We start from the raw sequence: 8,064 nt of genomic DNA, 5'->3' as shown, positions 1-8,064 counted from the left end.
GCCGCGAGCCAGGTCTGCACCGTCTCCAGCGCCGCCGCATCGATGCCGTAGCGCGCCGCGACCGCGTCGACGCGCAGCCATTCGACCAGTTCGGGCGCGCCGACCTGCCGCTCCGGCAACGCGAGCCAGTCGAGCAGCACGCGCGCGACCGGGTTCGCCTGCGACGGCGGCAGGCCGGTGATCCGGTAAGGCACGCGCGAGCCGCCGGCGCCGGCCGTGCCGAACACGGCGTCGATCAGCGGCCCGGCCGCGGCAAGATCGGCCACCGCGACGAGCACGTCGGACGGTTGCAGGCTCGCGTCGGCGTCGAACCACGCGAGCAGCCGGTCGTGCAGCACCTCGAGCTGGCGCGCGAGGCTGTGGCACACGTGCACCTCGATCCCGCGCTCGGCCGGCGGGTCGCCGATTTCGGCCTCCGGCTGCAGTTCGAGGATCGCGTTCTGCACGCGCGCGAGCCACGTCGGCGCGGGATTCTCGACGAAACGCGACGCGTCGCCCGACGCGGCGCTTTCAGTCAGCTCGTGCAGCATGTGCAGCTGCGCCTGGGTCTGCCTGCCCCATTCGGCGAGCAGCGGATGGCCGACTTCCTGGTAATCGAGCCGCCCGGCCGCATCGAGCGCCTCGGCATGCGCGGCGGTCACGATGTCGAACCAGAATTCGCGGCACGGGTTCAGCGCATAGACGCGCACGTCGATCCAGCGCGACAGCTCGCGCAGCAACGCGACGTGCAGCGGCGGCATCGTCGGCAGCGCGAACACGCTGACCGATTCCGGCCAGTCCGCGCGCGCGATGGCTTGCGGATCGAGATGGCGCGCCTCGACGAGGAAACGGTGCGCCGGCGGCGTGCCGCTGTCGCTCAGCTCGGCGAGCAGCGCGCGCCACAGCGCGGCCTGCCAGCGTTCGTCGTCGCGCGCGGCGTCGCTGATCCCGCGCGGCGCGCCGTCGCCCGCGAGCACGGACTCGCCGGCCTGCCATGCGGCCAGCCATTCGGGGCGATAGGTCAGGTAATGATCGAGCACGGCCGCGACGCGGTGTGCCAGCTCGTAGCGCATCGCATCGTCGGACGCGGACAGATACGCGGCCAGCCGCGGCGACGCGAGCCACGGCGCGCCGTCGGCCGCCTGCGCGAACAGCCGGTAGCAGCGCCACACGAGGCGATCGGGTGCGAACGGCGAACGCGCAGGAACCGTCAGCACGCGGCCGATCTGCGCCCACAGCCATTGCGCGAGATACGTGAACTCGACGTTCGCGCACACGCCGTTGCGCGCGGCGATGTCGAGCTCGAGACGGCGGCGCAGCGCCGCGCTCGGCACGATGACCTGTTGCGGCGCCCACGGGCCATTGCGGGCCGGGAACGCGGCCAGATCCTCGAGCAGCGCATCGGCCAGCGTTTCGTGACGGTTCGAATAGAAGAGATGGAGCATGAAGCAGGCGTCGGAACCTCGCGCCGGCCGGGCCGGGCGAACAGGATCACCAAGGATAGCAAATGGGCCGCCGTCGCGAACCTCGTCCGGAAGGCCAGGTTTTACGGATCGCGAAATACGATAGACTCGTCGCCAGTCAAGATGCCGCCCCCGGGCGTCTTCGTCTGCTATTCAGCCCATCGATGCGCTATTCGGTCGAAATCAGAAAGTTTTTCTACAGCCAGTACTTTTTCGGCGGCCTGCGGATCGCGGTCGGCGTTTCGCTGCCGGCCGTGCTGTGCCTGATCGTGTTTCACAACCGGGAGCTCGGCTTCACGATCTCGACGGGCGCGCTCGGCGCCTGCGTCGTCGACATGCCCGGCCCGCTCAAGTACAAGCACAACGAAATGCTCGCTTGCAGCGTGATCGGTTTTCTGGCCGCGCTCGCCACCGGCCTCGCGACACCGAACATCTTCGTGCTGTGGCTCACCATCGTGCCGCTCACCTTCGTGCTGTCGCTGATCGTCGTCTACGGCAACCGCTGGCCGCAGATCAGCTTCGCGACGCTGTTCATGATGGTGATGACGCTCGAGGAGAAATTCACGCCGCTGCAGGCGTTCATCAACGCCGGCTGGATTCTCGCGGGCGGGCTCTGGTACACGTACTGGGCCACGCTCGTGTCGCAATGGCAGGCGCGCCGGATCGAGCAGCAGGCGCTTGCCGAGAGCCTGTTCGCGTGCGCCGACTACCTGCTCGCACGCGCGCAGTTCTACGATCTCGATGCCGATCTCGACGAGTGCTACCGCAATCTCGTCGCCAAGCAGATCACGGCGGTCGAAACGCAGGAAACCGCGCGCGACATCGTGCTGCGCAACCTGCCGAAGCTGCGGCGCGGCAAGCTCGACCCCGGCCGCACGACGATGTACAACCTGTTCATCAACAGCGTCGACCTGCACGAGCTGTTCGTCGGCGCCCACACCGATTACCCGCTGGTGCGCAATACGTTCGGCGGCTCCGACCTGATCATTTTCTACCGCGACCTGATCCGCAAGGCGGCTGCCGATCTCGAGGAAATCGGCCTCGCGGTGCTCGAGAACCGCGCACCGCATTCGCGGATCAGCGTGAAGGCCGAGCTGCGCGCGATCGAGTATGAGATCGAGCTGATGCGCAAGAAGAACTTCCCGGCCACCAATGCGGAAGCGTATGCGGCCGTGCTGGCCACGTTCCGGCGCATCTGGAGCGCGACGCGCCTGATCGACCGGATGCGCCGCAACCTGTCGGGCCACGCCGATCCGCAGCAAACCGAACTGAAGATCGACAAGGCGCTCACGCGCTTCCTGCAGCGCCGCCGGATGTCGCCGCTCCTGATCTTCTCGAACCTGAACATGCGCTCGCCGAGCTTCCGCCACGCGCTGCGCGTGACGATCGCGGTGGCGGTCGGGTTCTGGCTCGGCCGGCTGCTGCCGCTCACGAACGCGTACTGGATCGTGATGACCACCATCATCATCCTGAAGCCCGGCTATTCGCTGACCAAGCAGCGCAACGCGGCGCGTATCGTCGGCACGCTGATCGGCTGCGCGGCGAGCGTCGCGCTGATCTACACGGTCAAGGATACGCATCTGCTGATCGCGATCATGTTCGGGTCGATGGTGATGAGCTACAGCCTGCTGCTGTTCAACTACGCGGCGAGCGTCGTGTTCACGTCGTCATACGTGCTGCTGATGTTCCACCTGCTCGCGCCGGGCAGCATGCGGATCATCGGCGAGCGCGCGATCGACACGGTGGTCGGCTGCATGATCGCGATCGCCGCGAGCCGGCTGTTCCCGTACTGGGAATACCGGCTGATGGGCAAGCAGGTCGCCGACATGCTCACCGCCACCCGCAAGTATTTCGAAGCCGTGTGGCGCGCCGGGCGCGGCATGTCGCCGCCGCCGGTGCCGGCCGCCGACGGCGCGGCCGTCGTGCCGGTCGTCGCCGCGGCCATCGAGACGACGGCCACGGCCCTCGACGACGACTACCGCTACCGCCTCGCGCGCAAGGACGTGCACATCGCGTTCGCGAATCTCGGGCAGGCGTTCCAGCGGATGATGATCGAGCCGAAGGCGCACCAGCGCTTCGTGCCCGAACTGAACGACCTGCTCGTGCAGACGCACGTGCTCGGCGCGCAGATCACGGCCGCCGCGCCGCTGATCCGCACGGCCTGCGCGGCCGACGGCAGCATCCTCCACGACGACGCGCTGCATCGCGGCCTCGCCGCGGTGCTCGACAATCTCGAGAAGGCCGAAGCGGGCGAGCCGCCGCCCGCCGACCAGCTCGACGCGTCGAAGCAGATCACGCGCGACCTCGACGCGATGGTCGTGTCCGCGGAGCAATCCGATGCGGTGGGGGCCGAGCTCACGCACGACCTGAAGGTGCTCGCGCACCAGTGCAAGCAGATGCTGGCTTCGTCGCTGCTGATCCGCAAGGATGCGAGCGTAATCCGCCTGCCCGCCTGACCCAGGCTTGACCCCGCCGGTGGCCGGCCCGCGCCTGCCGCGGATCGGCCCCGGCGCTCTCCGATTCAGCGATCCCCGAAGCATGACCCGCCCGTTCCACGCGGCCCGCGCCCTCGAGGCACGACCGCCCCGCCCCTCATTGCGCCCGTCGCGCCAGTCAGGGAATACCCGATTCCGGTCACCCGGCCCGGCTTGTTATCATTCGTTCACATTTAAGTTGTCTATACAACTTAAGCCAATCGGACCGGTCCCGCTCGCCCGGTCCGTCGCATAACGATATCGGAGACACGATGAAAAACTTGCAGCGCCACCTGAGCGCGCGGCACATCCGCTTTCTCGCGCTGGGTTCGGCGATCGGCACGGGCCTGTTCTACGGTTCGGCGTCCGCGATCCAGCTCGCGGGACCGGCCGTGATCCTGGCGTACATCCTGGGCGGCGCGGCCGTCTACATGGTGATGCGCGCGCTCGGCGAGATGGCCGTGCGCGAACCCGTCGCCGGCTCGTTCGGCCACTACGCGACCGAGAACCTCGGCCCGTTCGCCGGTTTCGTTACCGGCTGGACCTACACGCTCGAAATGGTGATCGTCGCGATCGCCGACATCACCGCGTTCGGCATCTACATGGGCTTCTGGTTTCCGGATGTCCCGCAATGGATCTGGGTGCTCGGCGTGGTCGCGATCATCTGCGGGCTGAACCTGTGCCACGTGAAGGTGTTCGGCGAGCTCGAGTTCTGGCTGTCGATCATCAAGGTCGGCGCGATCGTCGCGATGATCGGCGGCGGCGTCGCGATCCTGCTGACCGGCATGCACTTCGGCCATTCGGCCGACGTGCCGACGTTCGCGAACCTGTGGAACCATGGCGGCTTCCTGCCGAACGGCGTCGGCGGGCTGATCGCGTCGCTGTCGGTCGTGATCTTCGCGTACGGCGGGATCGAGGTGATCGGCATGAGCGCCGGCGAGGCGAAGGATCCGGAGCGCGTGATTCCGCGCGCGATCAACGCGGTGCCCGCGCGCATCCTGCTGTTCTACGTGCTGACGATGGTCGTGCTGATGTCGATCAGCCCGTGGACGGGTGTCGGCAACGACGGCAGCCCGTTCGTGCAGATCTTCTCGGCGCTCGGCGTGAAGTCGGCCGCGACGATCCTCAACCTGGTGGTGATCAGCGCGGCGATCTCCGCGATCAACAGCGACATCTTCGGCGCGGGCCGGATGATGTTCGGGATGGCGCGCCAGGGCCAGGCGCCGGCCGTGCTGATGACCACGTCGCGGCACGGTGTGCCGTGGGTCACGGTGCTCGTGATGGCGGTCGCGCTGCTCGTCGGCGTGCTGCTCAACTACCTGATGCCGAAGGACGTGTTCCTGATGGTCGCCGCGATCGCGACGTTCGCCACCGTGTGGGTGTGGCTGATGATCCTGCTATCGCAGGTCGCGATGCGCCGCCGGCTGTCGAGCGCCGAAGTCGCGGCGCTGAAGTTCAAGGTGCCGTTGTGGCCGGTCGCGCCGGCACTGACGATCGCGTTCATGGGCTTCGTGATCGTGATGCTCGGCTGGTTCGAGGACACGCGCGTCGCGCTGTATGTCGGCGCGGCCTGGCTCGCGCTGCTCGCGGCCGTGTTCTACGCACGGATCCGCCCGAAGTTCGCCCCTGCGTCACGTTGACGCACGACTGATCTGCCTACGCGGCGCGCCGGTTCCGGCGCACGCTTCTCTCCCGGCTCCGCGCAGCGTCCAGCGCGTCAAGAGCCGGGGACTCATCCCCCCCGCATGCACCCTATGTGCGCGGCCCGCCGGGCCGCGCATCGGCACGTCAGTGCGACGCCGCGCTCGCTGCCTCGGCCGGATGGGCCTCGTCGTACGCGTGCTTCTGCGAAATCGCGTTGTACAGGATCGTCCCGATCACGAGCAGCACGGCCACGACGATCAGGATGCTCACGTTGCGGACAGGGTTCTTCTTGCGCTGATCGTTCATGGTCGGGGCGATTCCATCAAATTCATCGAAGCGGGCATTCTACGCGCTTGCGCGCCCGCTGCGACGCGCCGTTTCCGATCCCCTTCCCCGTCCTCCGCCCGCCCACCGCAAGCTTTCATTTGATAACCATTCCCATTTCGATCTAGAATCTCGAGTCTTTCATTTTGTAATGTTTCGGGTCGCTCGGGCGGCAGGCGCGCCCCGGAACGCTCCCATCGTCCACCTGCCCCTTCCGGAGTCTTCATGTCGAATCCGCGCACCCGCCTGCTGCCGCTTGCCGGCGCCCTCGCCCTTGCCGCCGCCGCATTCGCGCCGCTGGCCCACGCGGCCGAGGAAGTGAGCCTGTACACCACCCGCGAACCGAAGCTGATCCAGCCGCTCATCGACGCCTTCACGAAGCAGAGCGGCGTCAAGGTCAACACGGTGTTCGTGAAGGACGGCCTGCTCGAGCGCGTGAAGGCGGAAGGCGCGCAGTCGCCGGCCGACGTGCTGATGACGGTCGACGTCGGCAACCTGCTCGACCTCGTCGACGGCGGGCTCACGCAGCCGGTGCGCTCGAAGGCGCTCGACGACGCAATTCCCGCGAACCTGCGCGGCGCGAACGGCGACTGGTACGCGCTGTCGCTGCGCGACCGCGTGCTGTACGTCGAGAAGGACCTGAAGGTCGACGCATTCCGCTACGAGGATCTCGCCGATCCGAAATGGAAGGGCAAGGTCTGCATCCGCTCGGGCCAGCACCCGTACAACACGGCGCTCGTCGCGGCGATGATCGCGCACGACGGCGAAGCGGCGACCGAGAAGTGGTTGCGCGGCGTGAAGGCGAACCTCGCGCGCAAGGCGACGGGCGGCGACCGCGACGTCGCGCGCGACATCCTCGGCGGCATCTGCGACGTCGGCCTCGCGAACGCTTACTACGTCGGCCACATGAAGAATGCGGAGCCCGGCAGCGACGCGCGCAAGTGGGGCGACGCGATCAAGGTCGTGCGGCCGACGTTCGCGAACGCGAAGAGCGGCGGCACGCACGTGAACATCAGCGGCGCGACGGTCGCGAAGCATGCGCCGCACAAGGCCAACGCGGTCAAACTGCTCGAGTACCTCGTGTCGCCGGAAGCGCAGGCGCTGTATGCGCAGGCGAACTACGAATACCCGGTGCGCGCGAACGTGAAGCTCGACCCGGTGATCGCCAGCTTCGGCACGCTGAAGATCGACCCGCTGCCGTTGGCGGACATCGCGAAGCATCGCAAGCAGGCGAGCCAGTTGGTCGACAAGGTCGGTTTTGACAACTGACGCAACCACCGGCGGCACGCGCCGGCCGAGCGTGCTGCCGCGCGCGGGCAGCCTGTGGCTGCTCGCGGCGCTGGCGATCGCCGCGGCGGTCGCGGCGCCGCTTGCGGTACTCGTGGCCGCCGCGTTCGACGCCGATCTCGCGCACTGGCGCCATCTCGCCGAATTCGTGCTGCCGCAGGCACTCGTCAATACGCTGCTGCTGCTCGCGGGCGTCGGCGCGATAGTGTCGATCGTCGGCACCGGCTGCGCGTGGCTCGTCACCGCATACGACTTTCCCGGCCGCCGGATGCTGACGTGGGCGCTGCTGCTGCCGCTCGCGGTTCCCACCTACATCGTCGCGTTTGCGTATCTCGACCTGCTGCACCCGATCGGCCCGGTGCAGGGCGCGATCCGCTGGCTGCTCGGCTTCGACAGCCCGCGCCAGTTCCGCCTGCCCGACCTGCGCTCGCTGCCCGGCGCGATCTTCGTGCTCGGCTTCGTGCTGTATCCGTATGTTTACCTGAGCACGCGCGCGATGTTCGTCACGCAGTCCGCGAGCCTGCTCGAAGCCGCTCGCACGCTCGGCGCGGGACGCATCGCGACGTTCTGGCGCGTCGTCGTGCCGCTCGCGCGCCCCGCGATCGCGGTGGGCGTGAGCCTCGCGCTGCTCGAAACGCTGAACGATATCGGCGCGTCGGAATTCCTCGGCGTGCAAACGCTGACCGTGTCCGTCTACACGACGTGGATCACGCGCTCCGACCTCGCCGGCGCCGCGCAGATCGCACTCGCGATGCTCGCGATCGTCGTCGGCATGATCGTGCTCGAACGCTACGGGCGCCGCCGCCAGCGCTATGCGCATGGCCGGCGCATGCGGCCGATCGCGCCGCGCCGCCTGACGGGCACGGCCGCGCTGGGCGCCGCCGTGCTCGGCT

At 68.0% G+C, this 8,064-nt stretch carries 6 protein-coding genes; 4 read left to right on the top strand and 2 right to left on the bottom strand.

The window, feature by feature from the left end:
• The coding region (locus G3N98_RS36985; RefSeq protein ID WP_206150890.1) for an exodeoxyribonuclease V subunit gamma at positions 1–1,424 on the bottom strand (1,424 nt) is incomplete at its 3' end.
• Positions 1,425–1,606: 182 nt separating this feature from the next.
• Between G3N98_RS36985 and G3N98_RS36980 the strand changes: the two genes are divergently transcribed.
• Together G3N98_RS36980 and G3N98_RS36975 are read left to right on the top strand one after the other, a co-directional pair.
• Positions 1,607–3,898, top strand: coding sequence for an FUSC family membrane protein (locus G3N98_RS36980; RefSeq protein ID WP_206150889.1), 2,292 nt, complete (start codon positions 1,607–1,609; stop codon positions 3,896–3,898).
• Between the two features lie 290 nt (positions 3,899–4,188).
• Complete coding sequence (locus G3N98_RS36975; RefSeq protein WP_089472452.1) at positions 4,189–5,556, top strand: amino acid permease; 1,368 nt, start codon at positions 4,189–4,191, stop codon at positions 5,554–5,556.
• A gap of 148 nt (positions 5,557–5,704) precedes the next feature.
• Here the strand turns inward: G3N98_RS36975 and G3N98_RS36970 are convergent, their stop codons facing one another.
• Positions 5,705–5,866 (bottom strand): hypothetical protein, encoded by a 162-nt coding sequence (locus tag G3N98_RS36970; protein WP_006476417.1) that lies wholly within the window; start codon positions 5,864–5,866, stop codon positions 5,705–5,707.
• Positions 5,867–6,109: 243 nt separating this feature from the next.
• Between G3N98_RS36970 and G3N98_RS36965 the strand changes: the two genes are divergently transcribed.
• A complete protein-coding gene (locus G3N98_RS36965; protein ID WP_089424913.1) occupies positions 6,110–7,153 on the top strand; it encodes a Fe(3+) ABC transporter substrate-binding protein in 1,044 nt (347 codons plus the stop codon).
• Positions 7,154–7,184: 31 nt separating this feature from the next.
• Positions 7,185–8,064 (top strand): ABC transporter permease subunit (locus G3N98_RS36960; RefSeq protein WP_346779128.1); only part of this gene is annotated, 880 nt, incomplete at its 3' end.

Origin of the sequence: Burkholderia sp. Tr-20390 (genome assembly GCF_017104595.1) — a bacterium.
Lineage (GTDB): Bacteria > Pseudomonadota > Gammaproteobacteria > Burkholderiales > Burkholderiaceae > Burkholderia.
This window is presented reverse-complemented; position numbering and strand designations above follow the sequence as displayed.

Coding starts and splice junctions, on each gene's coding strand:
- G3N98_RS36965 (WP_089424913.1), top strand. CDS start 6,110: ATGTCGAATCCGCGCACCCGCCTGCTGCCGCTTGCCGGCGCCCTCGCC.
- G3N98_RS36970 (WP_006476417.1), bottom strand. CDS start 5,866: ATGAACGATCAGCGCAAGAAGAACCCTGTCCGCAACGTGAGCATCCTG.
- G3N98_RS36980 (WP_206150889.1), top strand. CDS start 1,607: ATGCGCTATTCGGTCGAAATCAGAAAGTTTTTCTACAGCCAGTACTTT.
- G3N98_RS36975 (WP_089472452.1), top strand. CDS start 4,189: ATGAAAAACTTGCAGCGCCACCTGAGCGCGCGGCACATCCGCTTTCTC.